The sequence below is a fragment of the [Empedobacter] haloabium genome, assembly GCA_008011715.2.
Lineage (GTDB): Bacteria > Pseudomonadota > Gammaproteobacteria > Burkholderiales > Burkholderiaceae_D > Rugamonas > Rugamonas haloabia.
Map to the genome: position 1 here is coordinate 6,313,951 of CP136508.1, position 25,151 is coordinate 6,339,101.

Consider the following 25,151-nt stretch of genomic DNA (forward strand, 5'->3'; position numbering starts at 1 on the left):
ACGGCATGCGAATCGAATAAAACCGGGGTCAGTCCCTTGCAGGGAGCGCAGCAGGGGTTTCGAAGAGCACAGCTCTTCGCCTGCGTAGCGGTGCTCGCCTGCAGGCGAGCACCAAACCCCAACCCTGACGCTTTGCCTGCAAATACGCGCTCGATATGGCATAGTGGTTGTCTAATTTCTCACAAACGACCGAATCGCGGAGAACGACCATGCAACTGAAAGACCCGACCCTGCTGCGCCAGCAAGCGTATATCGACGGCGCCTGGCTCGATGCCGACAACGGCGAAACCCACCCCGTCACCAACCCGGCCACGGGCGAGCACCTGGGCACGATCCCGATGATGGGTACGGCCGAGACGCGCCGCGCCATCGAGGCGGCCAACGCGGCCTGGCCGGCCTGGCGCAAGAAAACCGCCAAGGAGCGCGCGGCGGTGCTGCGCAAATGGTACGACCTGATCATGGCCAATGCCGATGACCTGGCCCTCCTGATGACGACCGAGCAGGGCAAGCCACTGGCCGAAGCCAAGGGTGAAGTGGTGTTCGGTGCCAGCTTCATCGAGTGGTTTGCCGAGGAAGCCAAGCGCGTACACGGCGATACGCTGGCCTCGCCCTGGCCGGACCGGCGCCTGATCGTGACCAAGGAGCCGATCGGCGTGTGCGCCGCCATCACGCCATGGAACTTCCCGTTGGCGATGATCACCCGCAAGGTCGGCCCGGCCCTGGCGGCGGGCTGCCCGATGGTGCTCAAGCCGGCCGAATCGACGCCGTTCTCGGCGCTGGCGCTGGCCGCGCTGGCCGAGCAGGCCGGCGTGCCGAAGGGCGTGTTCTCCGTCGTCACCGGGTCGCCGAAGGAGATCGGTGCCGAGATGTGCGCCAACCCGATCGTGCGCAAGCTGACCTTTACCGGCTCCACGGCCGTCGGCCGCATCCTGATGCAGCAGTGCGCGCCGACGATCAAGAAGCTCTCGCTCGAACTGGGCGGCAACGCCCCGTTCATCGTGTTCGACGACGCCGACCTGGACGCGGCGGTGGAAGGCGCGATCGCCTCGAAATACCGCAACGCCGGCCAGACCTGCGTGTGCGCCAACCGCATCTACGTGCAGGACGGCGTGTATGACGTGTTTGCCGAGAAGTTCACGGCCGCCGTCAACAAGCTCAAAGTGGGCAACGGCGTCGAGCAGGGCGTCACGCAAGGCCCGCTGATCGACGAAAAGGCCGTGCAGAAGGTCGAGCAGCACGTGGCCGACGCGCTCGCCAAGGGCGGGCGCCTGCTGACGGGCGGCCATCGCCATGCGCTGGGCCACAGCTTCTTCGAGCCGACCGTCATCGCCGACGTCAACAACGACATGATCGTCGCCACCGAGGAAACGTTCGGCCCGCTGGCGCCGCTGTTCCGGTTCAAGACGGACGACGAGGCGGTGGCGCTGGCCAACAGCACCGAGTTCGGCCTGGCCGCCTACTTCTACTCGCGCGACATCGGCCGCATCTGGCGCGTTTCCGAAGGCCTGGAGTCGGGCATGGTGGGTGTCAACACGGGCCTGATCTCGAACGAGATCGCGCCGTTCGGCGGCGTCAAGCAGTCTGGCCTGGGCCGCGAGGGCTCCAAGTACGGCATCGACGACTACCTGGTCATCAAGTACGTCTGCCTCGGCGGCATCTGATCGCCACCGGCGCATGGAACACCGGTGTCAGGCACCTATCTGCGGGTCGGAGACGCGCAGACAGCTGCCTGACACCAGGGGTCTCGCATGCGCTTACTGCACCCCCATCAACCGCTCCGTCATCCGCTTCACCGCCCGCATCTGCCGCCCCGTCTTGATGGCGTAATTGGCGTCGTCATAGCTGAACCAGTCCCAGCACGAGTTCGGATTCGCCCATGGATACACGGGCGCCGCCTGCGGATACAGCACGACGATGCGGTTGGTGTCGGCCCAGGCGTTGTAGCCGGCGTTGTGCGTGTGCGCTTCGCCCACCAGCGCCGCGGTCTGCTTGCAGCCGTGGAAGGCCACGTGCAGCTTGCAGCCGGCCGCGTTCCCCTCGCAGCCGGGCGGCACGTACAGGATGCCCGTCGTCGCCATGCCATGGCGGCGTGGCGAGTCGATGAATTCCTCCTGGTCGAATTCGATGAAGCGCCCGGCCGGCGGCGCCGTCGAGCGCGGGTTCAGGCTGCCGTAGATCCAGTTCAGCAGTTCGCCTGCGCCGTCCACCCCGCAGTTGCTGATGTACGGCGCGCCCAGCTTGGCGCAGCCGTTGCCGAAACCATCCGTCGGAATCGCGTGCTCGGCGTGGATATCGCTGCGGTAGCGGATCTGTTCGGCCGGCAGGTAGTGTCGGTAATAGGCCGCCAGGTCGTCCATGACGGCGGTGGGCACGACCGTGTCGGCACGGCCCGAGAACAGCCAGATGCGCTGGCGCGCCAGGTTCGCCGTGGCGTCGATATGGCCGCGCTGGGCGTAGGTGGCCGTCGTCTCGACCAGACTGGCCACGCCGGTGCCGCCGTTGCTGACACTGCACCAGGGCAGGCCGCTGGTACAGCTGCACACCATGGTGGCCACGTTGACGCTGCCGCGTGAGCAGTTGTACGGCCCGCCGGCGATGATGCCGGCGCCGACGATGCTGGCCGAATAGGCCACGTCGAACTGGACGGCCATGAAGCCGCCGGAGGACAGGCCGGACACCGAGAGCTGTTCCGCTTTCAGCGCCGGCAGGCTGGCCGCCTGCGCATACGTGGGCCGCAGCGCGGGCGGCAGCAGCAGGGTGGCCGCCAGCATGGCCAGCGCAACGATGGTGCGAACGATGAGCTTGCGGGGAGAAGAGCGAAGCATGGCGGGCCCCTTCACGACAGGAGTTCACTGCGCCGTTCACGGCGCAGTGACATACAATGATCTTTCCCGATCACTTTGTCGAGCGAACCATGACTTTTTCCTTTCGTGTTGCGTGTTTGTCGTTGCTTGGCCTGCTGTCCAGTGCGCCAGTCTTGGCCCAGCAGAGCGCGAAACCGGCCGCGCCGGCCTTGACCGCCCGCCCAGCCAGCTGCCCGGCGCTGCTGCGGCAGTCCTTCAAGCGGCTGCAGGACGATGTCCCGCAAGACCTGTGCCAGTACGCCGGCAAGGTCGTCCTCGTCGTCAACACGGCCAGCTACTGCGGCTTCACCAGCCAGTACGAGGGCCTGGAAGGGCTGTATGCCAAATATGCCGACAAGGGCCTGGTCGTGCTGGGCTTCCCGTCCAACGACTTCGGCAAGCAGGAGCCCGGCAGCAGCAAGGAGATCGCCGACTTCTGCTTCAACACCTATGGCGTGAAGTTTCCGATGTTCGCCAAGTCGGTCGTCTCCGGCGCCGCGCCGAACCCGCTGTACGCCGACCTGATCAAGGCAACCGGCAAGGCGCCGGCATGGAATTTCCACAAATACCTGATCGGCCGCGACGGCAAGGTCATCGAAAGTTTCCCGAGCAAGGTCAAGCCGACCGACAAGGAACTGGTCGGCGCCGTCGAGAAGGCGCTGGCCGGTTGATCACGCCGGGACGAGCGTGAAACCCTCGTCCAGCCAGCCCGTCACGCCGCCCGTCATGATCTTGACGGGCCGGCCCAGCCGCGCCAGCCGGATGGCGGCGCGGGCGGCGCCGTTGCAGTGCGGCCCGGCGCAATACGTGACGAACACCGTGTCGGCCGGGTAGTCCGCCAGCTTGGCCGCGACGATCTTGCGCTGCGCCAGGTCCACCGCGCCGGGCACGTGGCCGCGCGCGTAGCTGTCGGTGCCGCGCACGTCCAGCAGCACGAAATCCTGTTCCGGCGTGCCCAGCACGCTGTGCACGTCCCAGCAATCCGTCTCGAAGCGCAGGGCGCGTTCGAAATGGGCCAATGCCGTGGCGCTGTCCGCCGCGGCCACTTCCGTCACGATCGACATGGTTGCTCCTGTGGTCAATGAGCTTGCATTGTCGGGCCGGCAGGCGCCGGGCGGCAGTGGCGCGAATGCCAAGCTGCGTTAAGATGACGCCATGCAGACTCCCCATCGCGTCGTCGCGCTGGCCTATGACGGCCTGTGCACCTTCGAATTCGGCTGTACCGTCGAGCTGTTCGCGCTCGAGCGCCCGGAACTGGGCGTCGATTGGTACGACTTTCGCGTGGCGGCCATCGAGCGTGGCCCGATCCGCGCGGCCGGCGGCATCACCGTGCAGGCCCGTTACGCGCCCGGCTGGATCCGCCAGGCCGACACCATCGTGATTCCCGGCTGGCGCGATGCGGACGAGGAACCGCCGGCCGCGCTGCTGGCGCTGATTCGCGCGGCGCACCGGCGCGGCGCGCGCCTGTGTTCGATCTGCTCCGGCGTGTTCGTGCTGGCGGCGGCCGGGGTACTGGACGGCCAGCGCGCCACCACGCATTGGCGCTATGCCGAGCGGCTGGCCCGGCGCTACCCGCGCGTGCAGGTCGCGGCGGACGCGCTGTACATCGACAACGGCCAGGTCATCACGTCGGCCGGCTCGGCGGCCGGGCTGGACATGCTGCTGCACCTGGTGCGGCGCGATCACGGCGCCCGCGTCGGCAACCTGGTGGCGCAGCGCCTCGTGGTGCCGCCGCACCGCGCCGGCGGCCAGGCCCAGTTCGTGCCCCGTCCCATGCCGGCGGACGAGGCGGGCCGGCTGGCCCAGCTGATGGACTGGCTGCGCCGTCATCCCGCTGGCCCGCACACGGTGGCGTCGATGGCCGAGCGCGCCGCGATGAGCGCGCGCACCTTGCAGCGCCAGTTCCAGCAGGCGACGGGCCTGGGACCGGTCGAATGGCTGGTGCGCGAGCGCATCGCCATCGCCAAGGATCTACTGGAAACGCCGCTGCCGCTGGCGCAGGTGGCCGAGCGCGCCGGTTTCGGCTCGGAGGAGTCGCTGCGCCACCATTTCCGGCGGTTGGTCGCGACCAGCCCTGGCGCTTACCGAAAAGCATTCCTTGTTGCGAGCGCTTCCGTTGACTAAGCTGGATGCTCCAACAACTGACTGGAGGAGACCAGCATGCCCTACGTCGACGGCTTTATCGTACCGGTACCGAAAGCCCAACTGGAGGCCTACCGCGCGCTGGCGCAGAAGGCGGGAACGATCTGGCGCGAGCATGGCGCCCTGGAATTCCGTGAATGCATGGGCGACGACGTCCCGCCTGGCCAGCTGACGTCCTTCCCGCAGGCCGTGCAGCTGAAGGACGACGAGGTGGTGTTCTTCTCGTGGATCGTCTACGACTCGCGCGAGGCGCGCGACCGCATCAACAAGATGGTCATGGAAGACCCGCGCATGGCGGACATGATGAGCAGTATGCCGTTCGACGGCAAGCGCATGATCATGGGCGGGTTCACGCCGTTCGTCAGCCTGTAGCGCCGACGAGTTCCGCGCGCAGCGCGCCGCGCAAGGCATTGCACACCACGATCTCCTCGGCCCGCGCCAGCATGGCCGGGGTGATCACGGCTTCGCGCGCGCTCCAGGCTTCCAGCACGACGGCGCGCATCACGCCGGGCAGCAGGCCGCACGCCAGCGGCGGCGTCAGCCATTGGCCGTCCAGCCGGATGAACAGGTTGCTGCGCCCACCCTCGGTGAGTTCGCCCCGCTCGTTGCAGAACAGCTGGTCGAATGCGCCTTGCGCCTCGGCGGCCTTCCATGCCGCGTCGTAGCCGGCCCGCCAGCTGGTCTTGTGGCGCAGGAACAGGTCGTCCGCTGTCGTCGGCTGCGCCGCCAGCAGCACGCGCACGGGCTGCGCCAGCGGCGCCAGCACGCCCGTTTGCACGGCAAAGGCACCGGCCGCGTTCAAGGCCAGGCGCAGACGGTGCGGCGTGGCCGGCGGCAGGGCGTCGCAGGCAATGGTCACGTAGGCGCGCGCCGCCGCCTCGTCCCAGGCGAAGCCGAAATAACGGGCCGACTGCGCCAGCCGGTGCAGGTGGCGCTCCAGGTGACGCGCGCCGTCCTCACGGGTGGCGTGCATCGTCTCGAACAGCTCGAAATCGTTGCTCAGCCCCGTCAGGAAGCGGGCCTTCAGGCGGCACTCGGCGAATTCGTCCGCCGCCACGCTGTCGTGGACGATGCCGGCACCGACACCCAGCTCGCCGCGGCGCACGCCGCCAGCCTCCGGCTGCAGCGCCAAGGTGCGGATCGGCACGTTCAGGCAGAAGTCGCCGAGCGGGCGGTCTGGCGGTGCCGGATCGAACCAGCCGATCGCCCCCGTGTACAGCCCGCGCGGCGCCGGTTCCAGTTCGGCGATGATTTCCATCGTGCGCCGCTTCGGTGCGCCCGTGATCGAGCCACAGGGGTACAGCGCCGTGAAGATGTCCGCCAGGGTGGCGTCCGGGCGCAGGCTGGCCTGCACGGTGGACGTCATCTGCAGCACGCTGGCATAGCGCTGCACGTCGAACAGCTTCGGCACCTGCACGGAACCGGTGACGGCGACGCGGCCGATATCGTTGCGCAGCAGGTCGACGATCATCAGGTTTTCCGCCCGGTTCTTCGGGTCGGCGGCCAGGTCGGCGGCGCGGCGCGCGTTGTCGGCGTCCGCGTCGGGGCCCGGTGGCGCGGCCGGCGCCGTGCCCTTCATCGGCCGCGCCGTCAGCGTACCCGCATCGTGGCGCACGAACAGTTCGGGCGACAGCGACAGCACGGCGCCGCCGTCCGGCAATGCGATCAGGGCGCCGTACGGCACGGGCTGGCGCGCGCGCAGGCGCTGGTACAGCGCGGCGGGCGAGCCAAAGGCGTCGAAACGCAGGCGGTAGGTGTAGTTGACCTGGTAGGTGTCGCCGGCCGCGATGTAGGCGCGGATGCGGTCGATTGCCTCGGTGAACTGCGTTGCGCTCACGTTGGCCGTGATGCCGGCGATGCCGGCGGGTGCCGTGTCGCCCGCCGTGCGTTGCCGCAGCCATGCCGCCACCTCTTCCTGCGCCAGGAATTCACATTGGCGGAACAGCAGCACCTGGGCCAGCGGCACGGGCGTCGGCCGTGCCGGCAGGCCGACGATGAGGTGGCCCAGTTCATAGCTGCACAGCGTGACGGCATGCTCGCCCCGTTGCAGCGCGGCCTGCAGGTCGGCCAGCAAGGCCGGCCAGTCGTCCGGCGTGGCGCAGGTCAGCGTGCCGGCATGACGGGTGAACAGGCGGGAGTGAGGGCCCGCGCTGGCGTCATCGAGCAGGGCAAAGCATTCGGAACTCATGTGTGACCACGTTTGGAAAAGTAAATACCGCACAACAGCAGGGCGCCGCCGGCCAGCTGCAGCGGGCCAAGCCGCTCGCCGAAGATCGCCAGCGCGGCCACGGCCGCCGTCAGCGGCTGCACCAGCAGGCTGACCGACGCCAGCGACGCCGGCAGGTGCGCGAACGCGTAGGCTATCACGGTCTGGCCGCCGATCTGCGCGACCAGCGCGAGGCCCAGCAGCGGCAGCCAGCCCGCCACGCTCGCCGGCCAGAACGGCCCGGGCATCCACAGCGCGAACGGCAGCAGCACGACGGCCGTGACGCTGGTGCTCCAGGCCATCAGGCGCGCCGTCGAGTAGCTGGTGCGGGCGTCCTTGACCGCCAGCTGGTAAGCGGCATAAAAGCTCGTCGACAGCAGGCCCAGGCCGTCGCCCAGCAGGTGCGTGCCGCCGCTCGAGGCGGAAGGACCGATCAGTACGACGGCGCCGACCAGTGCCAGCGCCATGCCGGCCAGGAAGCCGCGCGAGAAGCGTTCGCCGTGGGCGAGCCATAGCCACAGGGCGATGAACAACGGTGCCAGGTTCGACAGCAGGGTGGCGTTGGCCACCGAAGTGTAGTGCAGCGCCAGGTGCCAGACGCCCAGATCGATGCCGAAGAACAGGCCGGACCAGGCAACGATGGGGGACAGTTCCGTGCGCAGCCCGGCCACGCGGTCGGTCCGCGCCGTGACCAGCGCCCAGGCCCACAGCACGGGCGCGGCCAGCGCCATGCGCCAGAACGCCGAGGCGATCGGATTCACGTCGGACAGGCGCATCAGGATGCCGGCGAAACCGATGGCGACGCCACCGGCCAGCAGGGCGGCAAACGCCCCGGCGTTAAAAGACTTCATCGGCAGGGTATATCAGTGCAGCAGCAGGGCGATCTGCACGGCCGCTTCCTCGCCGGGCGCCAGCTGGAAGCCGCTCTTCGCGTAACGGTGCCAGCGCCCCAGCACGTAGCTGACCAGCAGGTCGGCGCGCGCGGCGACGTCCGCTTCGTGCGCCTGGCCCTCGGCCGCCGCCAGGCGCAAGGCCTGCTTCAGGGCCAGCTCGACGCGGTCATAGAACTGGTTCATGCGCTGCTGCAGGCGCTCGTCTTCGTTGACGAGAGCGTCGCCGATCAGCACGCGCGTCATGCCCGGATTGCTGGCGGCGAAGCGCAGCAGCATGGTCAGGATGTCGCGCGCCTGCGCCAGGCCGTCCTGCTGGCGCTCGGCGATCTGGTTGATGAGGCCAAATACGCTCTGCTCGATGAAGTCGATCAGCCCTTCGAACATCTGCGCCTTGCTGGCGAAATGGCGGTACAGTGCCGCTTCGGACACCTCCAGCTTGCGCGCCAGCGCGGCGGTGGTGATTTTTTCGCCCTTCGGGTGTTCCAGCATCGCGGCCAGGGCCTGAAGGATTTGCAGCTTGCGTTGGCCGGGCGGGGTGCTTGCCATGTTGTCTCTTCAAAAAACGCGGTTCTCGGTTTGCTTCAACGGCCTTGCAGGCGGGACAACCGCGCCGGCAGGCTCCTGACGGATTTTACTTTGACATCGACCCAGCCGGGGCGCGTCAGCCGTTTCGGCGGATGGGCGGTGCCGATCGGGTCGCCCACCTTCAGGTACTGCGTGACCCAGACGGTGCGCATGCCCAGCGCATGGGCCGTGCGCAGGTTGGCCAGCGTATCCTCGACGAGGATGCAACGCCGCGCCGTTGCGCGCTGGTGGCGCATGACCTTGCGCAGCAACAGCTTCGACGGCTTCGGCCGCAACTGGCCGTGCACCCGCATCGATTCGATCGCGATGTGGTGCGCGAAGTGGCGCTGGATGCCCAGGTGGCGCAAAACCTGCGTCGAATAGCGGTGCGGCGCGTTGGTCAGCAGGATTTTGCGCCCCGGCAGCCGGCGCAGCAAGCTGCCGAGGCCTTTTTCGTGGCGAATCATCGACAGCAGGTCCGCCATCTCGTGCGTCTCGCGCAAGAAATGGTCGGCGCGCACGCCGTGGTGGCGGATCAGCCCCAGTAGCGTGGCGCCATAGCGCTTCCAGTACAGCGTGCGCGCGGCGTTGACGGCGTCGATGCCGGCCGGCGTGACGCCGTCGCCCAACACGCGTGCGATATACGTGTTCATGTTCGCCATGATCGCGGGGAAGATGGCGTGCGACGCGTTGTGCAGTGTGTTGTCGAGGTCGAACAGCCAGACCGGGGCGGAAGGTTTAATATTCACGTCTCTTCAATTCGGAAGGTCAGCATGCGACGCCAGATTATAGTGATGTTTACCGGCCTGCTCTGGTTTCTGGCCGGCCTGGCGCCGCTGCCGGTGGCCGCTCTCGAGGCGGCGCCGGTCGCCAACCGTGGCGCGCTGTTCCGCGTCGAGCAGGGTGGCCACGTAGCCTGGCTGTTCGGCACCATCCACGTGGGCGCGCCCGGGTTCTATCCGTTCGAGCCGCGCCTGATGGCGGCCCTGCGCGAGGCCAGCGTGCTGGCGCTGGAGGTCGATCCGCTCGGTCCGCAGGACGAGATCGCGCGCGCCGTGCGCGAACACGGCCTGTACCAGAACGGCCGCGGCCCGGCCAGCGCGGAACTGCCGGCCGCCTACCGGCCGCGCCTGGACCGCCTGCTGCGCCAGTACGGCATCGGCGCGGCGACGGTGGCGTCGATGAAACCGTGGATGGTTGCCAGCCTGCTGGCGGTGCGCGAATTCGAGAAGCAGGGCTACCAGGCCGACCTGGCGGTCGACACGTGGCTGTCGCAACAGGCCCACGCGCGCGGCCAGAAGGTCGTCGCGCTGGAATCGGTGGCGGGCCAGATGGCCCTGTTCGGGCGCATGCCGGCGGCCGAGCAGGCGCTGTTCCTGCGCGAGAGCATCGACGCGATCGAGGACAAGGAGCAGGCGGACGACGCCCGCGCCATCCTGAGCGCCTGGACGCAGGCGGATCAGGCCGCGCTGGACCGGATTGCCGCCAAGACGGCAGCCGACACCACGTTCTCCGGCCGCTTCGTCAGCCAGGTGCTGCTGGCCGAACGCAACCCGGCGCTGGCGGACGGCATCGAACAACTGCTGAAGAAGGAGCGGCGCAGCGTGGCGGCGATCGGCGTATTGCACCTGGTGGGAACGGGCAGCGTGCCGGAACTGTTGCGCGCAAAGGGACTGCGGGTGGAACGAATCTATTGAATGCGCGGGAGGGTGCTGCAGGAAGAAATGGTGCCCTTGACGTGGATTGAACACGTGGCCTCTCCCTTACCAAGGGAGTGCTCTACCACTGAGCTACAAGGGCACTGGATAAAACAAAGCGGCGCGGTTGTTTCTGCGCCGCCAAATTTTTTAGTGAGACCGGATCATAGTGCCAAATGCCTGTTCGGTCAACACTTCCAGCAGCAAACTGTGTTCAATCCGCCCATCGATGATGTGGACCGTGTTGACGCCGGACTTGGCGGCGTCCAGCGCGGACGAGATTTTCGGCAGCATGCCGCCGGAGATCGTGCCGTCGGCGAACATCTCGTCGATCTCGCGCGCCGACAGGTCGGTGACCAGGTTGCCGTTCTTGTCCTGCACGCCGGCGATATTGGTCATCATGATCAGCTTTTCGGCTTTCAGGATCTCGGCGATCTTGCCGGCGACGACGTCGGCATTGATGTTGTAGGCCTGGCCGTCCTGGCCGAAGCCGATCGGCGAGATGATCGGGATGAAGGCGTCGTCCTGCAGCGCCTTGACGACGGCCGGGTTGATGGCGTCGATTTCGCCGACGAAGCCGATGTCCAGGTACTGGCCGGGGTTCTGCTTGTCCGGCATCGCCATCTTGCGCGCGCGGATCAGGCCACCGTCCTTGCCCGTCAGGCCCACGGCCTGGCCGCCGTAATGGTTGATCAGCATGACGATGTCCTGCTGCACCTCGCCGCCCAGCACCCACTCGACCACTTCCATCGTCTCTTCGTCGGTGATGCGCATGCCCTGCACGAAGGTGCCTTGCTTGCCGATCTTTTTCAGCGCGTTGTCGATCTGCGGACCGCCGCCGTGCACCACGACCGGATTCATGCCCACCAGTTTCAGCAGGATCACGTCGCGCGCGAAGCCGTGCTTCAGGCGCTCATCCGTCATCGCGTTGCCGCCGTATTTGATGACGATCGTCTTGCCATGGAAATTACGGATGTATGGCAGAGCCTCGGCCAGGATCTGTGCCTTGATCTGCGGCGAAACCGCGGTCAGGTCGTCTGCTGGCATGTCCAGGCTCAAGTTGGTCAGTTGGGTCATGGCGGGTCCGGTAAAAAGATTGTGGCGATTTTACAGCGAAGCGCGGGCTCCGGCACGGGGTCTTGCACCCGCCGAGTTGTACGGCTTGATGGCGTGCCCCCGCATTATAGGGCCAAATATTGTATTTTCGACGCCGTTCCGCTAGGCTCGACCCATGAGCACCTGCGAGCGCTGCGGCGCCACTTTTCACTGCGCGATGGCCGATCCGGGGCCGGACGGCAAGGCCGATCCGAGCCCCTGCTGGTGCACGGCGCTGCCGCCGGCAGTGCCGGTGCCGGGCGCGGACAGCGCGGTCGGCTGCTGGTGCCCGGCCTGCCTGAAGGCGCACATCGCGGCGCAGGAGCCAGGGAAGTCTAGCCCGCCCGCACGGTGCTGAAGAAGCGCATCATCTCCCGGCTCGCGTCCGGTCCCTTGCCATCCGTATAACTGCCGGCCGCGCTGCCGCCCGACCAGGCATGGCCGGCGCCATGGATGACCCAGTGCTCGGCCAGCGGCGAGCCGTCGTGCAGCCAGTGCTTGATGCGGGTGTAGGCATACCCGTCCGGCACCCGGCCGGCCAGGCGGGACGGCCGCGCGGTGCCACCCAGCGGATGGCTGCGCAGCCCCTGCGCCAGCAGTTCCTCGCCGTTGGCGGGATGGACGGTGGTGTCCTGGTCGCCGTGGAAGACGATCATCGGCAGGCCGGCGCTGGCGGTCTGGCTGGCACCGAAGGCGCCGCGCTGCATGGCGGCCAGGGCGGACGGCAAATCGCGCGCCGCCGCATACGGCAGGCCCGAATGCACGCCGACAGCGCAGAACAATTCCGGATACAAGGTGCCGACGATGATGGCCATGGCGCCGCCGGCCGACATGCCGGCGATGTAGACCTGGTTGCGCGCGACCGGGTAGTGATCGAGCACGCGCTGCGTCATGCCGGCGATGATGGAAGGCTCGCCCTGGCCGTGGCGCTGGTCGAGCGCATTGAACCAGTTCCAGCAGCGCGAGTTGTTCGCGTCCGGCGACTGGGCCGGATACAGCACGAAGCACTTGCGCTCCTCGGCCACGGCGTTCATCTGCGTGCCGGCGGCGAAATCGTCCGGGTCCTGCGCGCAGCCGTGCAGCATGACGACCAGCGGCAGGCGCTGGCCTTTCCATGTCGAGGGAATGTACAGCTTGTAGCGGCGCGCGCCCGCGTCGTTTTCATACACGCCATTGAGGAAGCGCGCGCCCGGTTGCAGGGGCGGCGCCATTGCTGGCGGCGCGTCGAAGATCGCTTCCGGCAGCTCGAAAGCCGCGGGGAAATCGAAGGCCCCGTCGGGGAAGGCATGGCGGCCGAAGAGGGCTTCCGCCGTCTTTCGTACCTGGGTAAACCAGAGTTGACCGTGTTTCATGAGGACCTCGGAGGCTGGTGGATCGTCTATGACGGCAGCCGATGCCTGCTTTCGCATCGGTCTGCGGCCGCGCTGTCTGCACTTTTCTAAATGCGTGCTGCGTGACTGCGTCTCCTCGGCGCTCCGTGTGTTCCACGGGCCTTGTTTTGGTCCAGTATAGCCAGATTCGCCACGGACCGGCGCAAACCTGGATCGGCTAGAATGCACGTTGATTGATTTGATTGTTGTCAATACCACCACACATGAATTCTGCTCTTCCGCCGCCATCGCCGCCCGCTCTGGCATCGCCCGTGCCGTCGCCCTGCGTCAGCCTGTGCAAGATGAATCGCGATACGGGTTATTGCGAGGGCTGCATGCGCACGATTGAGGAAATCGTCGCGTGGGCCAACGCCAGCGACGACTACAAGCGCGCCGTCTGGGCCCAGCTGCGCCAGCGCGAGCAGACTATCGACTTCGACTGATCCACCTCCCATGGCGCACTATCGACCCGAACGGAATGTGTCGGGACCCACCTACGGCAACGGCTTCAAGGTTGTCGCCACGCTCTTGACGATCGCGCTGGCGGCGTACGCTGTCAGCGTCGCGCTGCGCTTCCCGCTGCCGACGTTTTCGTTCGGCGTGCAGGCGCTGCTGGCGGGCGCTGGCGCCATGCTGGCCGTCAGCCTGTACTGGTTCCTGCGCGCGACCACGACGATCGACGCCGAAGGCATCCGCCAGACCGGCGTCGTCGATCGCAAGGTGCGTTGGGACGAAGTGCGCGGCGCGAAGATGATCGGCATTCCTTATATGTCCTGGCTGTTCCCGCCGCGGATGATCGTGCGAACCGGCACCGCGTTCACCACGTTCAACGCGGGTACCCAGGAAGTGCTGGTGGAATTTGCCAGGATCTCGCTGGCGTTCCAGATGAAAAAATGATGACCTTACCCGACTCCATCCGCGTGTTCGAACGCGGCTGGCTCTCCGCCAACAACATCCTCTTGATCGGCCCGGACGACACGGCGCTGGTCGACAGCGGCTACGTCACGCACGCCGCGCAGACCGTCGAACTGGTGCGCCATGCGCTGCACGGCCGCCACCTGGACCGCCTGTACACGACGCACCTGCACTCGGACCACTGCGGCGGCAACGCGGCGCTGCAGGCGCACTACGGCTGCGCCACCTTCGTGCCGGCCGAAGAAGGCGACAAGGTGCGCCGCTGGGACGAGGACGCGCTGACCTTCAAGGCCACCGGCCAGCAATGCCCGCGCTTCACGATCGCCGGCACCGTGGCGCCGGGCGATGTGCTGACCCTGGGCGGGCATACCTGGCACGTGCTGGGCGCGCCGGGTCACCATGCCCACTCGCTGATCTGGTACTGCCCCGAGCAGCAGGTACTGATCTCGGCGGACGCGCTGTGGCACAACGGCTTCGGCGTGATCTTCCCGGAACTGGAAGGCGATGCCGGCTTCGCCGAGGCGGCGGCCACCTTGGACGTCATCGCCGGGCTGGACGTGCGGCTGGTGATCCCGGGCCACGGCGCGGTGTTCGACGACGTCGGCCCGGCACTGCAACGGGCGCGCCGGCGCCTGGATTTCCTGTCGTCGAAGCCGGCCAACAACGCCGAATACGGCGTCAAGGTGCTGCTCAAATTCCTGCTGCTGGAACGGCAGAGGATCGCCGTGGCCGACGTGGCGCCGCTGCTGGCGTCGATCCCGGTGGTGGTGGAGTCGAACCGGCGCTACCTGCACAAGAGCGATGAGGAGCTGGCCGCGTGGACGATCAAGCAGCTGGTGCGCGGGCTGGCGGCGAAGGTCGATGGCGAGTACCTGGTTAACGCGTGAGGCTTGGGGTCTGTCCCCGGTAAGTGGTGGCTGGGGCGCTTGCCTGCGGCAGTATTAGGGGAGCGCAGCAGGGAATTCGAGGAGCACTGCTCCTCGCCTGCGCAGCGGTAGCCGCTTGCAAGCGGCTACCATGACCCCGGTTTTTCGAGTTGCGGCATAAAAACCGGGGTTAGTCCCCTGACGCCGCCGCAGGCAAGCGCTGATGTTCTCACTTACCGGGGACAGACCCCAAGCCGCCCAACCGCCAGCGATAGAGTTTTACGTCTAGAATCCGCACGACCGTACTTTTTCAGGTCTATAATCGGCCGGATCGTTCCCAACAACCCTTTTTGCGCGAGTCGACCATGGCCCTGCCTCAAGTGCTGCAAAACCTGTCCCTTCCCGTTATCGCGTCGCCGATGTTCATCGCCAGCGGTCCCGCCCTGGTGGCGGCGCAGTGCAAGGCTGGCATCGTCGGCTCCTTCCCGGCGCTGAACGCCCGCCCGGCCGAGCTGCTCGACACGTGGCTGACGGACCTGCAGGCCGAGCTGGCCGACTTCCAGCGTGCCAATCCGGACAAGAAGGTCGGCCCGATCGCGGTCAACCAGATCGTGCACCAGTCGAATGACCGCTTGGCGCATGACGTGGAAGTGTGCGTGAAGCACCAGGTGCCGATCATCATCTCGTCGCTGCGCGCGCCACCGAAGGAGATGCTGGACGCGATCCACAGCTACGGCGGCATCGTGCTGCACGACGTGGTGTCGATCCGCCACGCCCAGAAGGCGCTGGAAGCCGGGGTCGATGGCCTGATCCTGGTGGCGGCCGGCGCCGGCGGCCATGCCGGCACCCTGTCGCCGTTCGCCCTGGTCGGCGAAGTGCGCAAGTTCTTCGACGGCCCGATCGCGCTGTCCGGCTCGATCGCCACCGGCGACGCGATCCTGGCCGCCCAGGCGATGGGCGCGGACTTCGCTTACATCGGCTCGCGCTGGCTGGCCACGCAGGAATCGAATGTCAGCGACGGCTACCGCGAAGCGATCGTCGAGTCGAGCGCGGCGGACATCGTCTACACCAACCTGTTCACGGGCGTGCACGGCAACTACCTGAAGAAATCGATCGTCGCGGCGGGCCTGGACCCGGAAGCGCTGCCCGAATCGGACAAGAGCAAGATGAGCTTCGGCTCCGGCAGCGCCAAGGCCTGGCGCGACATCTGGGGCGCCGGCCAGGGCGTCGGCCTGATGGACGACGTGCCGACGGTGGCGGAGATGGTGGAACGCCTGAAGAGCGAGTACGCGGCGGCGCGGGCGCGCCTGGCGTTGTAAGAAGTTGGGGTCTGTCCCGCTTTTTTGGGACTGACCCCGAAGTTGGTTCGCGTTTCGACGGATTCGGCAAAACTTCAGGGTCAGTCCCAAAGGGACAGACCCTCACTCCGCTTACTTCGCCGGCACCGGCGCCAGCGTTTCATGCTGCGCCGCGGCGCGCGACGGTGCCTTGTGCACCATGGTATAGGCGTAGTCGACACCCATGCCGTACGCGCCCGAGTGTTCCTTGACGATGGCCATCACGGCGTCGTAGCTGTCGCGGTGCGCCCAGTCGCGCTGCCATTCCAGCATCACCTGCTGCCACGTCACCGGCACCACGCCGGCCTGGATCATGCGCTGCATGGCATAGTCGTGGGCTTCCTTCGACGTGCCGCCCGAGGCGTCGGCCACCATATAGATCTCGTAGTCGCCCTCGGCCATCGCGCACAGCGCGAAGGTGTTGTTGCACACTTCGGTCCACAGGCCGGACACGATCACCTTCTTCTTGCCGTTTTTCGCCAGCGCGTCGCGCACCTTCTGGTCGTCCCACGAATTCATCGACGTGCGTTCCAGGATCGGCTGGCCCGGGAACACGTCCAGCAGTTCCGGATAGGTATTGCCGGAGAAGCTCTGCGTCTCGACGGTCGTGATGGTGGTGGGGATGTTGAACACCTTGGCCGCTTTTGCCAGCGCGACGGTGTTGTTCTTCAGGACCTGGCGGTCGATCGACTGCACGCCGAAGGCCATCTGCGGCTGGTGGTCGATGAAGATGATCTGGCTGTTGTGCGGGGTCAGGACTTCCAGTTTCGGGTTACTCATGTTTGCACCTCGTGGGTTGTACGGTATGCAAAAATGGTAAGTGTTCCATCGCCCGCCGCCCATTGGGCTTAGGGAGCGCGCCGGCCTCCCCCATCCAGGGGTAACCGGCATCCTTGCTCAAGCGCCGGACAAATCCTCGCCGCGCAGCGCCCACAGTCCCGGCAGGTTGCGCCAGTAGCCATAGGCATCCATGCCGAAGCCGACCACGAAGCGGTCCGGGATCGTCAGCCCGACGATGTCCGCGTGGATCGGCTTGGCCTTGCGGATCGCCTTGTCCGCGAACACGGCGATGATGACGTCCTTCGCCCCCATGTCCAGCAGGCGCTGCTTGACGTGCGCCAGCGTCTCGCCCTCGTCGAGGATGTCGTCGACGACGATGACGGTGCGGCCGGCCACGTTCGAGCGCGGCACCACCTTCCACACCACTTCGCCGCCACGGTCCTCGTCGCCATAGCGGCTGACGTGGATGTAGTCGAATTCGAGCGGGAAGGTCAGCTGCGGCAGCAGGTGGCCCGTGAACACGACGGCGCCGCCCATCACGCCCAGCACGAGCGGGAATTCGTCTTCGGCGCCGAAGCGTTCGTTCAGCGTGCGTGCCACCTGGCGCACGGCGCCCTGGACGGCCGCTGCGTCAAAAATCTCTTCCGCGTTGTCGAGCAGGGCGCGGGCCCGCTGGTGATGAAATTCGTACATGATGGTTCGACGGCTGGGTGAATGACCTTCGCATTATCCGCGATTCCGGGCGCGACGGTCGCGCACGACACTAGCAGCTTGGGAGTTTCGTTATTGTTTTAATATCGCCGCCATTCAGGTAGCATTTCGGGCACGTCTGTCACGTTGATTTCTGCTCGTTGTCTTTTTGCCGGAAAGGCCGCCATGAGTATGAACCTGCTTAGCCGTACCGCCGTTCTCGGCGCCTGCCTGCTGGCGGGTACCGCCCAAGCCCTGCCGCGCTATACGCTGACCGACCTGGCGTCGCTGACGCCGGAGCTGGCGAACGTGCACTGGAATACCCTCAACAACGCTGGCGAGATGATGGGGTCGCACGGCACCGCCGGCACGCTGTTCTACCGCTGGGGCACCATCGAGCCGCTGCGGCTCACCGGCGCCCCTGCCGACATCAACAACGATGGCGACGCCATCTTCCAGTTCCATAACACGGGTGGCGAATACCGCTCCTACCTGCGCACCCGTTTCGGCAGGATCAGCCAGATACCGAACAGCGCGCAGGGCGACGTCATGTCCTCGCCGTGGGGCATCAACGACGCCCGCGCGGTCATCGGCTCCGGTTACCGCAACGGCGCGCAGCAGGCCTTGTTGTACGCGAACGGCGTGACGACCAACCTGGGCACGCTGGGCGGCAACCAGGCGACGGCGCTGGACCTGAACAACGCAGGTGCCGTCGTCGGCTGGTCCGAGACGGTGCCAGGGGACTACCAGCGCAGCCCGTTCCTCTACCAGAACGGCACCATGCGCCTGTTGACAGTGCCCGGTCCCGGCAGCGAAGCCGAAGGCATCAACGACCTGGGCCAGGTCATCATCAACCAGCGCTTCCGCCACGCCTGGATCTGGCAGGACAACCAGCTGACGACGGTGCAGATGCCGGGCGCCGAGGTGACGCAGGCGCGCGAGATCAACAACCTGGGCCAGGTCGTGGGTTCGTCGCTGAGCATGCAGGGCATCCACCCGTGGATCTACGAGGATGGCGAGATCGCCTACCTGCGCGACCGCATCGACGGCAGCGATTATTCCGTCGACCTGGTGTACGACCTGAACGACAATGGCCAGATCCTGGCCCAGGCCCGGCGCGCCGACGGCACCTTTACCAGCGTGCTGCTGACCCCCGCCATTCCCGAACCGGGCACGTGGGCGATGCTGGCCGGCGGCCTGGGCCTGATCGCCCTGTGGCGCCGGCGCTTGCCTGCAGCCGATCAACGGTAGTCGCGCGCGTCGTCGATCACCTTGCCGTCGTTGGGCAGGCTGCCGCGCGCGACCAGGCGTACCTCGCCGCGCAACTTCGTCACCTCGCGAATGGTGGTGACTATGGCATCGGCCGGGCCGGCAGGGTCGTCCACCTCGCAATGCAAGGTCATGGTCTCGTCGGCGATCGTGCCCGTCACGACCAGGCGCACCTTGCCGAGTTGCGGGTGGCGCCGCGCCACCTCGTGCACCTGCGACGGGTGCACGAACATGCCGCGCACTTTCGTCGTCTGGTCGGCCCGTCCCAGCCAGCCGCGGATACGCGTGTTGGTGCGCCCGCACGGCGACGGCGGCACATCCGTCAGCACGGCCGACAGGTCGCCGGTGGCAAAACGGACCAGCGGGTAGTCCGGATTGAACACCGTCAGCACCACTTCGCCCACCTCGCCCTCGGGCACCGGCTCGCCGGAGCCGGGCCGCACGATTTCCAGGATGATTTCCTCGTCCAGCACCATGCCGGGATTGAGCTTGCCGTCCGTGCGCGTCTCGTACGCGATGGCGCCGGCGTCGGCCGACGCGTAGGCCTGACAGACGTGCGCGATGCCGTGGTCGACGAACCACTGGCGCAGCGAATCCGGCAGCGCCTCGGCGCTCAGCAGCGCGTGCCGCACGCTGCCGATGTCGGCGCCCATCTCGCGCGCCTTTTCCATGATCAGTTTCAGGAACGACGGTGTGCCCACATAGGTGTCTGGCCGCAGCTCGGCCATCGCCTGCACCTGCAATTCGGTCTGGCCGCTGCCGGCCGGGATCACGGTGCAGCCGATCAGCGCCGCCGCCGATTCCACCATGAAGGCGGCCGGCGTGAAGTGATAGGAAAAGCAGTTCTGCAGCAGGCCGCCGGGGCGCACGCCGGCCGCATACAAGGGCCGGGCAAAGCGCCACCAGTCCGGTGCGCGCCCTTCCGCATCGAAGATGGGCCCGGGTGACATGTAAATGCGGCGCAGCTGCCGTGCCGGCGTGCTGGTCAGGCCACCGAACGGCTGGTTCTGCTGCTGCAGGGCCTTCAGGTCGGCCTTGCGGGTGACGGGCAGGCGCGCCAGCGCGGCACGTGTGGCGATGCCGGCAGGGTCGACGTCGCCCAGGATGCGCGCCCAGCCCGGCGCCGTGCGCGCCTGCGCGATCAGGCCGGGCAGGCGCGCCATCAGGTCGGCCTCGCGCTCGGCCGGGGCGCGCGTTTCGCGGCGGTCCAGGGTCATGGCGTGCCTCCGATCTCGCGCTGCAGTTTTTTTGTCAGCTTGGCGAAAATCAGTTCGTAGGCGCGCCGCAGCAGGCTGGCCGCCTCGGCGTCCGACACGGCCTTGAAGTCGTCGATCATGACCCATTTGGCCCGCGCGAGAAAGGGCGCCGGCACGAAGCCGGGGCGGTCGGTCAGCGCCAGGAAGGCGTCGTCTTCGACCTTCAGGCTGAGGCGGCGCGCCTGCTCGTCGTTGTCGGTGGCGGCAAACATCTTGCCGCCCACGCAGTAGACCAGCACGCCGCTCCATTTGATCTCTTCCGTGACGCCCGGGAACGAGCGGCACAGCTGTTTGGCTTTGTTCAGGTTCATGGTTCAGGCCAGCCAGCGCTTGCGCCGGCGGTAGAATTTCTGGTCGCGGAAGCTCTTGCGCTCCGCACCGGCGACGCCCAGGTAGAACTCCTTGACGTCCTCGTTGTTGGCCAGGTCGGCGGCCGCGCCTTCCATCACCACGCGGCCGTTTTCCAGGATGTAGCCGAAGTCGGCGTAGCGCAACGCCACCATGGTGTTCTGCTCGGCCAGCAGGAACGACACGTTCTCGCGCGCGTTCAGGTCCTTGACGATGTCGAAGATCTCTTCGACGATCTGCGGCGCGATGCCCATCGACGGCTCGTCCAGCAGGATCATCGAGGGCTTGGCCATCAAGGCCCGGCCGATGGCGCACATCTGTTGCTCGCCGCCGGACGTGTAGCCGGCCTGGCTGGCGCGGCGCTCCTTCAGGCGCGGGAAGTAGTGATAGACCTTGTCGAGCGAGTCGCGCAGCTCGGCGCGCGAGGCCTTGCGCGTGTAGGCGCCCGTCAGCAGGTTTTCTTCGATGGTGAGATGGCCGAAGCAATGCCTTCCTTCCATCACCTGGGACAGGCCGCGCCGCACCAGCTCATTGGGCGTGAGCTGGTCGATGCGCTCGCCCTGGAAACGCACTTCTCCCTTTGTCACGTCGCCCCGCTCGCCGCGCAGCAGGGTCGAGATGGTCTTCAGCGTGGTGGACTTGCCGGCCCCGTTCGCGCCCAGCAGCGCGACGATCTTGCCCTGCGGGACCTGCAAGGACACACCCTTGAGCACGAGGATCACATGGTCGTAGATCACCTCGATATTGTTGACGGACAGGTAGCTCATACGCTCGCTTTCATCCGCTTACTTCAGGCAGGCCGGCGTGAGTTTCTTCTCGGCCGCGTACTTGGTGGACGATTCGTCCACCAGCCGCTTCACCAGCGCGCGGTCGCCCACGATCCAGTTCGGCGTGATGGCCACCCATTTCTTGCCGTCCCATTGCTGTACCTTGACGGCGCCGGAGCCCTCGTGGTCCTCGCAGCTGGTCTTCACGGTCGGGAACATGTTGACGGCGCCGATGGCCTTCTGGCGCGCCGCGTCGATGTTCAGGTTTTCCAGGCCCCAGCGCAGCTGCTCGCCGGTGACGGGTTTGCCCTTGCCGAACTTCTCCTGCGCGGCGCGCATCGCCTCGACGAACAGGATGCCGGCCGTGACGCCGCGCATGTGGTAGACGGAACCGATGCGGCCCTTGTCGGCCAGGTTGCCCTTGCCGGCGCCGTAGACGGTCTGGCGGATGTTGTCCAGCACCGGGTAGTTGCCGGGGGTGTTGAACGACATCGCCGTGTAGCCCTTGGCGGCGTCGCCGGATGGCACGGTGTCCTCTTCCGAGCCGGCCCACCACACGCCGAGGATTTTCTCGCGCGGGAAGCCGTTGCGCTGCGCCGTCTTGATGGCGACGGAGTTCATCACGCCCCAGCCCCACAGGATCACGTGGTCGGGCCGCGCCTGGCGGATCTGCAGCCACTGCGCCTGCTGCTCGCTGCCCGGCGGCGCCACGGGAATCTTCACGAGCTCGAAGCCCTGCTGCTGGGCCAGCGCCTCCAGCACCGGCAGCGGCTCCTTGCCGAACGCGGAGTCGTGGTACAGGTGCACGATCTTCTTGCCCTTCAAACTGCCACCGTTCTTGTCAGCCAGGTACTTGACCATCGCGGCGGCCTGGCTCCAGTAGCTGGAGATCAGCGGGAACACATAGGGGAAGACTTTACCGTTGGCGGCATCGGAGCGGCCATAGCCCAGCATCGTCATCGGAATCTTGTCCTGCGGGATGCGGTCCAGGATGCCGTAGGCGATGCCGGTGGACAGCGGCTCGACCAGGGTGGCACCGCCCTGGCTGGTCTTCAGCCGCTCATAACACTCGACGCCGCGCGATGGGTTGTATTCCGTCTCGCATTCCTCCCACGTGACCTTGACGCCATTCACGCCGCCATTGGCGTTGACGAGGTTGAAGTAGTCGATGATGCCGCCGTAGAAGCCGGCGCCGCCGGATGCATAGGGGCCGACGCGGTACGACGGCAGCGCGACGAACTGCTGGGCCAGCGCCGTGGCACCGCTGGCGGCCAGCACGGCACCGAGCACGAGGGATTTGAACGTCATGGTGGTCTCCTTTGGATTGTTATGGCGCCTAATGCGGGAATGGCCACAGGCGCAGCTTCTCTTTACCGATTTGCCACAAACGCGCCAGACCGTGCGGTTCCACGATCAGGAAAAAGATGATCAGGGCGCCGAACACCATCAGCTCCAGGTTCGAGGCCACGCTGGTCGGCAGGCCCAGGCCGTGCGCGACGATGTTCAGGCCCACCGGCAGCAGCACGATGAACGCGGCACCGAGGAAGGAGCCGAGGATCGAGCCGACGCCACCGATGATGATCATGAACAGGATGCGGAACGACAGATCCAGGCTGTATGCCTCCGGTTCCACCGTGCCGAGATAGGCGAACGCGTACAGTGCGCCGGCCACGCCGCAATAGAACGAGCTGACCGCGAACGCCAGCAGCTTGGTGCGCATCAGGCGGATGCCGATGACTTCGGCCGCCACGTCCATGTCGCGCACCGCCATCCAGGAGCGGCCCACGTTCGAGCGCACCATGTTCTTCGCCAGCAGCGCCATCAGCGCCACGATCAGCAGCACCAGCACGTACTTGCGCTGCGGCGTGTCGAAGGCGTAGCCGAGGATGACGATCTTCTGCGCCGTGATCACGCCGGAGGCGCTGCCGCCCGTCAGCGCAGGGATCTTGGTCAGGCACCAGACCACGAAGAATTGCGTCGCCAGGGTGGACGCGGCGAGGTAAAAGCCGCGGATGCGCAGCGACGGCAAGCCGAACGCGATGCCGACCATGGCGGCGCACAAGCCGCCCAGCACGAAGGCGACGAGGATCGGCAGGCCGGGGAAGCGGTAGACGAAATTCCACGAGGCGAATGCGCCCACGGCCATGAACGCGGCCGTGCCGAGCGACAGCTGGCCGGCGTAGCCCGTCAGGATGTTCAGGCCCAGCGCCGCCAGGGCGAAGATCAGGAACGGGATCAGGATCGCCGACAGCAGATACGGCGTGGCGACGAAGGGCAGTACCAGCACGGCCAGCGTCAACGTCGCCAGCAGTGCGATGCGGTCCTGGCGGATCGGCAAGATCTGGCCGTCGGCCTCGTACGTGGTCTTGAACTGGCCGGCTTCACGATAGAACATGTCAGATCCTCCGGATGATTTTTTCGCCGAACAGCCCTTCCGGCCGCACCAGCAGGAACAGCAGCGCCAGCACGTAGGGGAACCAGCCCTCGATGCCGCCGCCGACCAGGGGACCGATGTACACCTCGGCCAGCTTTTCCGAGGCGCCGATGATCAGGCCACCGACGATGGCGCCCGGAACGGAGGTAAAACCGCCCAGTATCAGCACCGGCAGGGCTTTCAGGGCGATGAACGTCAGCGCGAACTGCACGCCGTTGCGGGCGCCCCACAACAGGCCCGCCACCAGCGCGACGACGCCGGCGACAGCCCACAGGATGGCCCAGATGCGCTGCAGCGGAATGCCGACGGCCAGCGCGGCCTGGTGGTCGTCCGCCACGGCGCGCAACGCGCGGCCCACCTTGGTCTTGGCGAACAGCACGGCCAGCAGCAGCACCAGCACGCCGCAGACGGCGGCCGCCATCACGTCGAACTGCGAGACGACGATGTTGAAACGGTCCAGCACCGATTGCAGCGGCACGTCCTCGATCGGCAGCGCCAGCTGGTGCACCTGCGAGTCCCAGATCAGCTGGGCCAGGCCCTCGAGGAAGAAGGCCAGGCCGATGGTGGCCATGAACAGCGTGATCTCGGGCTGGTTCACCAATGGCCGCAGCACCACCCGCTCGATGCACAGCCCCAGGATCACCATCGCCGCGATGGTGGCGGGGATGGCCAGCCACAGTGGCATGCCGAAGCGGTCCATCAGGCCCACGCACGTCAGCGCGGCAAAGAACACCATCGCGCCCTGGGCGAAATTGAACACGCCCGAGGCTTTGTAGATCAGCACGAAACCGATGGCGACCAGCGCGTACATGACGCCCGACAGCAGGCCGCCGATCAGGACTTCAAAGAAAAAGTTAATGTCCATGCGCGGCTCCCAAATAGGCGGAGATCACTTCCGGATTGGCGCGCACCTCGTCCGGCGTACCGTCGCCGATCTTGCGGCCGTAGTCGAGCACGACGACGCGGTCGGAGATGTCCATGACGACGCCCATGTCGTGCTCGATCAGCACGATGGTCGTGCCGAACTGGTCGTTCACGTCGAGAATGAAACGGCACATGTCCTGCTTTTCCTCCACGTTCATGCCGGCCATCGGCTCGTCCAGCAGCAGGATGTCGGGCTCGGCCGCCAGGGCCCGGCCCAGCTCCACGCGCTTTTGCAGGCCGTACGGCAGGCGCCCCACCGGGGTCTTGCGGATGTGCTGGATCTCGAGGAAGTCGATGATCTCCTCGGCCTTGTGGCGATGCGCGATCTCCTCGCGCCGCGCCGGCCCCCAGTACAGTGCCTGCAGCAGGAAGTTCGAGCGCATCTTGAGGTTACGGCCCGTCATGATGTTGTCCAGCACCGTCATGCCCTTGAACAGCGCGATGTTCTGGAACGTACGGGCGATGCCGGATTTCGCCGCCGCGTAGCAGTCCATGTTCCTGCGGTGTTCGCCGCGGTAGACGATCTCGCCCTGCTGCGGGCGGTACACGCCGTTGATCACATTGAGCATGGAGCTCTTGCCGGCGCCGTTCGGGCCGATGATGGCGCGGATCTCGTGCTGGCGCACGTCGAACGAGATGTCGGTCAGCGCCTTCACGCCGCCGAACGACAGCGAGATATGGCGCAGGTCGAGGATCACCGGGCCGGTCTGGCGCCCCGCCTCGAAGTGGGCGCCGGGTTCGTTCATCTGCATGGG

28 protein-coding genes and 1 tRNA gene are annotated in these 25,151 nt (G+C 66.7%); 11 read left to right on the forward strand and 18 right to left on the reverse strand.

Going from position 1 to position 25,151, the window contains the following annotated elements; genetic code table 11:
• The first annotated feature begins 209 nt into the window (after positions 1–209).
• A complete protein-coding gene (gabD, locus tag E7V67_027560; GenBank protein WUR13397.1) occupies positions 210–1,661 on the forward strand; it encodes an NADP-dependent succinate-semialdehyde dehydrogenase in 1,452 nt (483 codons plus the stop codon).
• Positions 1,662–1,754: 93 nt separating this feature from the next.
• Here the strand turns inward: gabD and E7V67_027565 are convergent, their stop codons facing one another.
• Positions 1,755–2,825, reverse strand: a complete 1,071-nt coding sequence (locus E7V67_027565; protein ID WUR13398.1) for a PHB depolymerase family esterase — start codon at positions 2,823–2,825, stop codon at positions 1,755–1,757.
• A gap of 89 nt (positions 2,826–2,914) precedes the next feature.
• Here E7V67_027565 and E7V67_027570 point away from each other — a divergent pair, with 89 nt between their 5' ends.
• On the forward strand, positions 2,915–3,514 hold the full coding sequence (locus E7V67_027570; protein ID WUR13399.1) for a glutathione peroxidase: 600 nt from the start codon (positions 2,915–2,917) through the stop codon (positions 3,512–3,514).
• Here E7V67_027570 and E7V67_027575 read toward each other — a convergent pair whose 3' ends face one another.
• The gene (locus E7V67_027575) at positions 3,515–3,907 is read right to left on the reverse strand and encodes a rhodanese-like domain-containing protein (protein ID WUR13400.1); all 393 of its coding nucleotides are present in this window, start codon (positions 3,905–3,907) and stop codon (positions 3,515–3,517) included. It lies immediately after the preceding gene.
• 91 nt (positions 3,908–3,998) lie between these two features.
• On the opposite strand from E7V67_027575, the gene ftrA reads away from it, so the two are divergent.
• Positions 3,999–4,967, forward strand: a complete 969-nt coding sequence (gene ftrA / locus E7V67_027580; GenBank protein ID WUR13401.1) for a transcriptional regulator FtrA — start codon at positions 3,999–4,001, stop codon at positions 4,965–4,967.
• A gap of 36 nt (positions 4,968–5,003) precedes the next feature.
• The gene (locus tag E7V67_027585) at positions 5,004–5,357 is read left to right on the forward strand and encodes a DUF1428 domain-containing protein (GenBank protein ID WUR13402.1); all 354 of its coding nucleotides are present in this window, start codon (positions 5,004–5,006) and stop codon (positions 5,355–5,357) included.
• Here the strand turns inward: E7V67_027585 and pabB are convergent.
• From pabB to E7V67_027605, 4 genes are read right to left on the reverse strand one after another with little or no spacing between them, the layout of a single operon-like run.
• The gene (pabB, locus tag E7V67_027590; protein WUR13403.1) at positions 5,347–7,173 is read right to left on the reverse strand and encodes an aminodeoxychorismate synthase component I; all 1,827 of its coding nucleotides are present in this window, start codon (positions 7,171–7,173) and stop codon (positions 5,347–5,349) included. The genes E7V67_027585 and pabB overlap by 11 nt on opposite strands.
• Entirely contained in the window at positions 7,170–8,042 is an 873-nt protein-coding gene (locus E7V67_027595) for a DMT family transporter (protein WUR13404.1), read from the reverse strand. Before E7V67_027595 ends, pabB begins: the two co-directional genes overlap by 4 nt.
• Before the next feature lie 12 nt (positions 8,043–8,054).
• Complete coding sequence (gene slmA, locus E7V67_027600) at positions 8,055–8,630, reverse strand: nucleoid occlusion factor SlmA (protein ID WUR13405.1); 576 nt, start codon at positions 8,628–8,630, stop codon at positions 8,055–8,057.
• Positions 8,631–8,665: 35 nt separating this feature from the next.
• Positions 8,666–9,397: a pyrimidine 5'-nucleotidase gene (locus E7V67_027605; GenBank protein ID WUR13406.1), complete on the reverse strand. Its 732-nt coding sequence runs from the start codon at positions 9,395–9,397 to the stop codon at positions 8,666–8,668.
• A 24-nt stretch (positions 9,398–9,421) separates the two neighbouring features.
• Between E7V67_027605 and E7V67_027610 the strand changes: the two genes are divergently transcribed.
• Positions 9,422–10,345, forward strand: coding sequence for a TraB/GumN family protein (locus tag E7V67_027610; GenBank protein ID WUR13407.1), 924 nt, complete (start codon positions 9,422–9,424; stop codon positions 10,343–10,345).
• Positions 10,346–10,373: 28 nt separating this feature from the next.
• Here E7V67_027610 and E7V67_027615 read toward each other — a convergent pair.
• Both E7V67_027615 and argB read right to left on the reverse strand, forming a co-directional pair.
• Positions 10,374–10,448: transfer RNA gene (locus E7V67_027615), tRNA-Thr, on the reverse strand.
• 47 nt (positions 10,449–10,495) lie between these two features.
• A complete protein-coding gene (gene argB, locus E7V67_027620; GenBank protein ID WUR13408.1) occupies positions 10,496–11,422 on the reverse strand; it encodes an acetylglutamate kinase in 927 nt (308 codons plus the stop codon).
• Positions 11,423–11,576: 154 nt separating this feature from the next.
• On the opposite strand from argB, the gene E7V67_027625 reads away from it, so the two are divergent.
• A complete protein-coding gene (locus E7V67_027625; protein WUR13409.1) occupies positions 11,577–11,798 on the forward strand; it encodes a cysteine-rich CWC family protein in 222 nt (73 codons plus the stop codon).
• Here E7V67_027625 and E7V67_027630 read toward each other — a convergent pair.
• A complete protein-coding gene (locus E7V67_027630; GenBank protein ID WUR13410.1) occupies positions 11,776–12,792 on the reverse strand; it encodes a PHB depolymerase family esterase in 1,017 nt (338 codons plus the stop codon). The two genes, E7V67_027625 and E7V67_027630, sit on opposite strands and share 23 nt — an antisense overlap.
• 242 nt (positions 12,793–13,034) lie before the next feature.
• Here E7V67_027630 and E7V67_027635 point away from each other — a divergent pair, with 242 nt between their 5' ends.
• The 4 genes from E7V67_027635 (at position 13,035) to E7V67_027650 (ending at position 15,910) form a co-directional block, all read left to right on the forward strand.
• Positions 13,035–13,253, forward strand: coding sequence for a DUF1289 domain-containing protein (locus tag E7V67_027635; GenBank protein WUR13411.1), 219 nt, complete (start codon positions 13,035–13,037; stop codon positions 13,251–13,253).
• A gap of 37 nt (positions 13,254–13,290) precedes the next feature.
• On the forward strand, positions 13,291–13,707 hold the full coding sequence (locus tag E7V67_027640) for a hypothetical protein (protein ID WUR13412.1): 417 nt from the start codon (positions 13,291–13,293) through the stop codon (positions 13,705–13,707).
• Complete coding sequence (locus E7V67_027645; protein WUR13413.1) at positions 13,704–14,612, forward strand: MBL fold metallo-hydrolase; 909 nt, start codon at positions 13,704–13,706, stop codon at positions 14,610–14,612. Before E7V67_027640 ends, E7V67_027645 begins: the two co-directional genes overlap by 4 nt.
• 344 nt (positions 14,613–14,956) lie before the next feature.
• Positions 14,957–15,910, forward strand: a complete 954-nt coding sequence (locus E7V67_027650; protein WUR13414.1) for a nitronate monooxygenase family protein — start codon at positions 14,957–14,959, stop codon at positions 15,908–15,910.
• A gap of 111 nt (positions 15,911–16,021) precedes the next feature.
• Here E7V67_027650 and E7V67_027655 read toward each other — a convergent pair whose 3' ends face one another.
• Entirely contained in the window at positions 16,022–16,708 is a 687-nt protein-coding gene (locus E7V67_027655; protein ID WUR13415.1) for a hydrolase, read from the reverse strand.
• Positions 16,709–16,825: 117 nt separating this feature from the next.
• Positions 16,826–17,401 (reverse strand): hypoxanthine-guanine phosphoribosyltransferase, encoded by a 576-nt coding sequence (locus tag E7V67_027660; protein WUR13416.1) that lies wholly within the window; start codon positions 17,399–17,401, stop codon positions 16,826–16,828.
• A gap of 183 nt (positions 17,402–17,584) precedes the next feature.
• Here E7V67_027660 and E7V67_027665 point away from each other — a divergent pair, with 183 nt between their 5' ends.
• Positions 17,585–18,649, forward strand: a complete 1,065-nt coding sequence (locus E7V67_027665; GenBank protein WUR13417.1) for a PEP-CTERM sorting domain-containing protein — start codon at positions 17,585–17,587, stop codon at positions 18,647–18,649.
• On the opposite strand, the gene E7V67_027670 is transcribed toward E7V67_027665, so the two are convergent.
• Genes E7V67_027670 through E7V67_027700 form a run of 7 tightly spaced genes read right to left on the reverse strand, consistent with a single transcriptional unit; the run spans position 18,640 to position 25,148 of the window.
• Entirely contained in the window at positions 18,640–19,884 is a 1,245-nt protein-coding gene (locus tag E7V67_027670; protein WUR13418.1) for an AMP-binding protein, read from the reverse strand. The two genes, E7V67_027665 and E7V67_027670, sit on opposite strands and share 10 nt — an antisense overlap.
• Positions 19,881–20,234: an MmcQ/YjbR family DNA-binding protein gene (locus E7V67_027675; protein WUR13419.1), complete on the reverse strand. Its 354-nt coding sequence runs from the start codon at positions 20,232–20,234 to the stop codon at positions 19,881–19,883. The genes E7V67_027670 and E7V67_027675 overlap by 4 nt, the downstream gene beginning before the upstream one ends.
• A gap of 3 nt (positions 20,235–20,237) precedes the next feature.
• A complete protein-coding gene (locus E7V67_027680) occupies positions 20,238–21,038 on the reverse strand; it encodes an ABC transporter ATP-binding protein (GenBank protein ID WUR13420.1) in 801 nt (266 codons plus the stop codon).
• An 18-nt stretch (positions 21,039–21,056) separates the two neighbouring features.
• A complete protein-coding gene (locus E7V67_027685) occupies positions 21,057–22,346 on the reverse strand; it encodes an ABC transporter substrate-binding protein (GenBank protein ID WUR13421.1) in 1,290 nt (429 codons plus the stop codon).
• A gap of 28 nt (positions 22,347–22,374) precedes the next feature.
• Positions 22,375–23,433, reverse strand: coding sequence for a branched-chain amino acid ABC transporter permease (locus E7V67_027690; protein ID WUR13422.1), 1,059 nt, complete (start codon positions 23,431–23,433; stop codon positions 22,375–22,377).
• A gap of 1 nt (position 23,434) precedes the next feature.
• A complete protein-coding gene (locus E7V67_027695; GenBank protein WUR16359.1) occupies positions 23,435–24,331 on the reverse strand; it encodes a branched-chain amino acid ABC transporter permease in 897 nt (298 codons plus the stop codon).
• Positions 24,327–25,148, reverse strand: a complete 822-nt coding sequence (locus E7V67_027700; GenBank protein ID WUR13423.1) for an ABC transporter ATP-binding protein — start codon at positions 25,146–25,148, stop codon at positions 24,327–24,329. The genes E7V67_027695 and E7V67_027700 overlap by 5 nt, the downstream gene beginning before the upstream one ends.
• Positions 25,149–25,151 lie beyond the last annotated feature (3 nt).

What these genes read in the sequence shown, in the direction of transcription:
- E7V67_027630 (WUR13410.1), bottom strand. Translation starts at nt 12,792, where the DNA reads ATGAAACACGGTCAACTCTGGTTTACCCAGGTACGAAAGACGGCGGAA.
- E7V67_027565 (WUR13398.1), bottom strand. Translation starts at nt 2,825, where the DNA reads ATGCTTCGCTCTTCTCCCCGCAAGCTCATCGTTCGCACCATCGTTGCG.
- E7V67_027610 (WUR13407.1), top strand. Translation starts at nt 9,422, where the DNA reads ATGCGACGCCAGATTATAGTGATGTTTACCGGCCTGCTCTGGTTTCTG.
- E7V67_027625 (WUR13409.1), top strand. Translation starts at nt 11,577, where the DNA reads ATGAGCACCTGCGAGCGCTGCGGCGCCACTTTTCACTGCGCGATGGCC.
- E7V67_027585 (WUR13402.1), top strand. Translation starts at nt 5,004, where the DNA reads ATGCCCTACGTCGACGGCTTTATCGTACCGGTACCGAAAGCCCAACTG.
- E7V67_027675 (WUR13419.1), bottom strand. Translation starts at nt 20,234, where the DNA reads ATGAACCTGAACAAAGCCAAACAGCTGTGCCGCTCGTTCCCGGGCGTC.
- E7V67_027645 (WUR13413.1), top strand. Translation starts at nt 13,704, where the DNA reads ATGATGACCTTACCCGACTCCATCCGCGTGTTCGAACGCGGCTGGCTC.
- E7V67_027690 (WUR13422.1), bottom strand. Translation starts at nt 23,433, where the DNA reads ATGTTCTATCGTGAAGCCGGCCAGTTCAAGACCACGTACGAGGCCGAC.
- E7V67_027655 (WUR13415.1), bottom strand. Translation starts at nt 16,708, where the DNA reads ATGAGTAACCCGAAACTGGAAGTCCTGACCCCGCACAACAGCCAGATC.
- pabB (WUR13403.1), bottom strand. Translation starts at nt 7,173, where the DNA reads ATGAGTTCCGAATGCTTTGCCCTGCTCGATGACGCCAGCGCGGGCCCT.
- argB (WUR13408.1), bottom strand. Translation starts at nt 11,422, where the DNA reads ATGACCCAACTGACCAACTTGAGCCTGGACATGCCAGCAGACGACCTG.
- E7V67_027575 (WUR13400.1), bottom strand. Translation starts at nt 3,907, where the DNA reads ATGTCGATCGTGACGGAAGTGGCCGCGGCGGACAGCGCCACGGCATTG.
- E7V67_027700 (WUR13423.1), bottom strand. Translation starts at nt 25,148, where the DNA reads ATGCAGATGAACGAACCCGGCGCCCACTTCGAGGCGGGGCGCCAGACC.
- gabD (WUR13397.1), top strand. Translation starts at nt 210, where the DNA reads ATGCAACTGAAAGACCCGACCCTGCTGCGCCAGCAAGCGTATATCGAC.
- E7V67_027595 (WUR13404.1), bottom strand. Translation starts at nt 8,042, where the DNA reads ATGAAGTCTTTTAACGCCGGGGCGTTTGCCGCCCTGCTGGCCGGTGGC.
- E7V67_027685 (WUR13421.1), bottom strand. Translation starts at nt 22,346, where the DNA reads ATGACGTTCAAATCCCTCGTGCTCGGTGCCGTGCTGGCCGCCAGCGGT.
- E7V67_027670 (WUR13418.1), bottom strand. Translation starts at nt 19,884, where the DNA reads ATGACCCTGGACCGCCGCGAAACGCGCGCCCCGGCCGAGCGCGAGGCC.
- slmA (WUR13405.1), bottom strand. Translation starts at nt 8,630, where the DNA reads ATGGCAAGCACCCCGCCCGGCCAACGCAAGCTGCAAATCCTTCAGGCC.
- E7V67_027635 (WUR13411.1), top strand. Translation starts at nt 13,035, where the DNA reads ATGAATTCTGCTCTTCCGCCGCCATCGCCGCCCGCTCTGGCATCGCCC.
- E7V67_027660 (WUR13416.1), bottom strand. Translation starts at nt 17,401, where the DNA reads ATGTACGAATTTCATCACCAGCGGGCCCGCGCCCTGCTCGACAACGCG.
- E7V67_027665 (WUR13417.1), top strand. Translation starts at nt 17,585, where the DNA reads ATGAGTATGAACCTGCTTAGCCGTACCGCCGTTCTCGGCGCCTGCCTG.
- E7V67_027570 (WUR13399.1), top strand. Translation starts at nt 2,915, where the DNA reads ATGACTTTTTCCTTTCGTGTTGCGTGTTTGTCGTTGCTTGGCCTGCTG.
- E7V67_027650 (WUR13414.1), top strand. Translation starts at nt 14,957, where the DNA reads ATGGCCCTGCCTCAAGTGCTGCAAAACCTGTCCCTTCCCGTTATCGCG.
- E7V67_027680 (WUR13420.1), bottom strand. Translation starts at nt 21,038, where the DNA reads ATGAGCTACCTGTCCGTCAACAATATCGAGGTGATCTACGACCATGTG.
- ftrA (WUR13401.1), top strand. Translation starts at nt 3,999, where the DNA reads ATGCAGACTCCCCATCGCGTCGTCGCGCTGGCCTATGACGGCCTGTGC.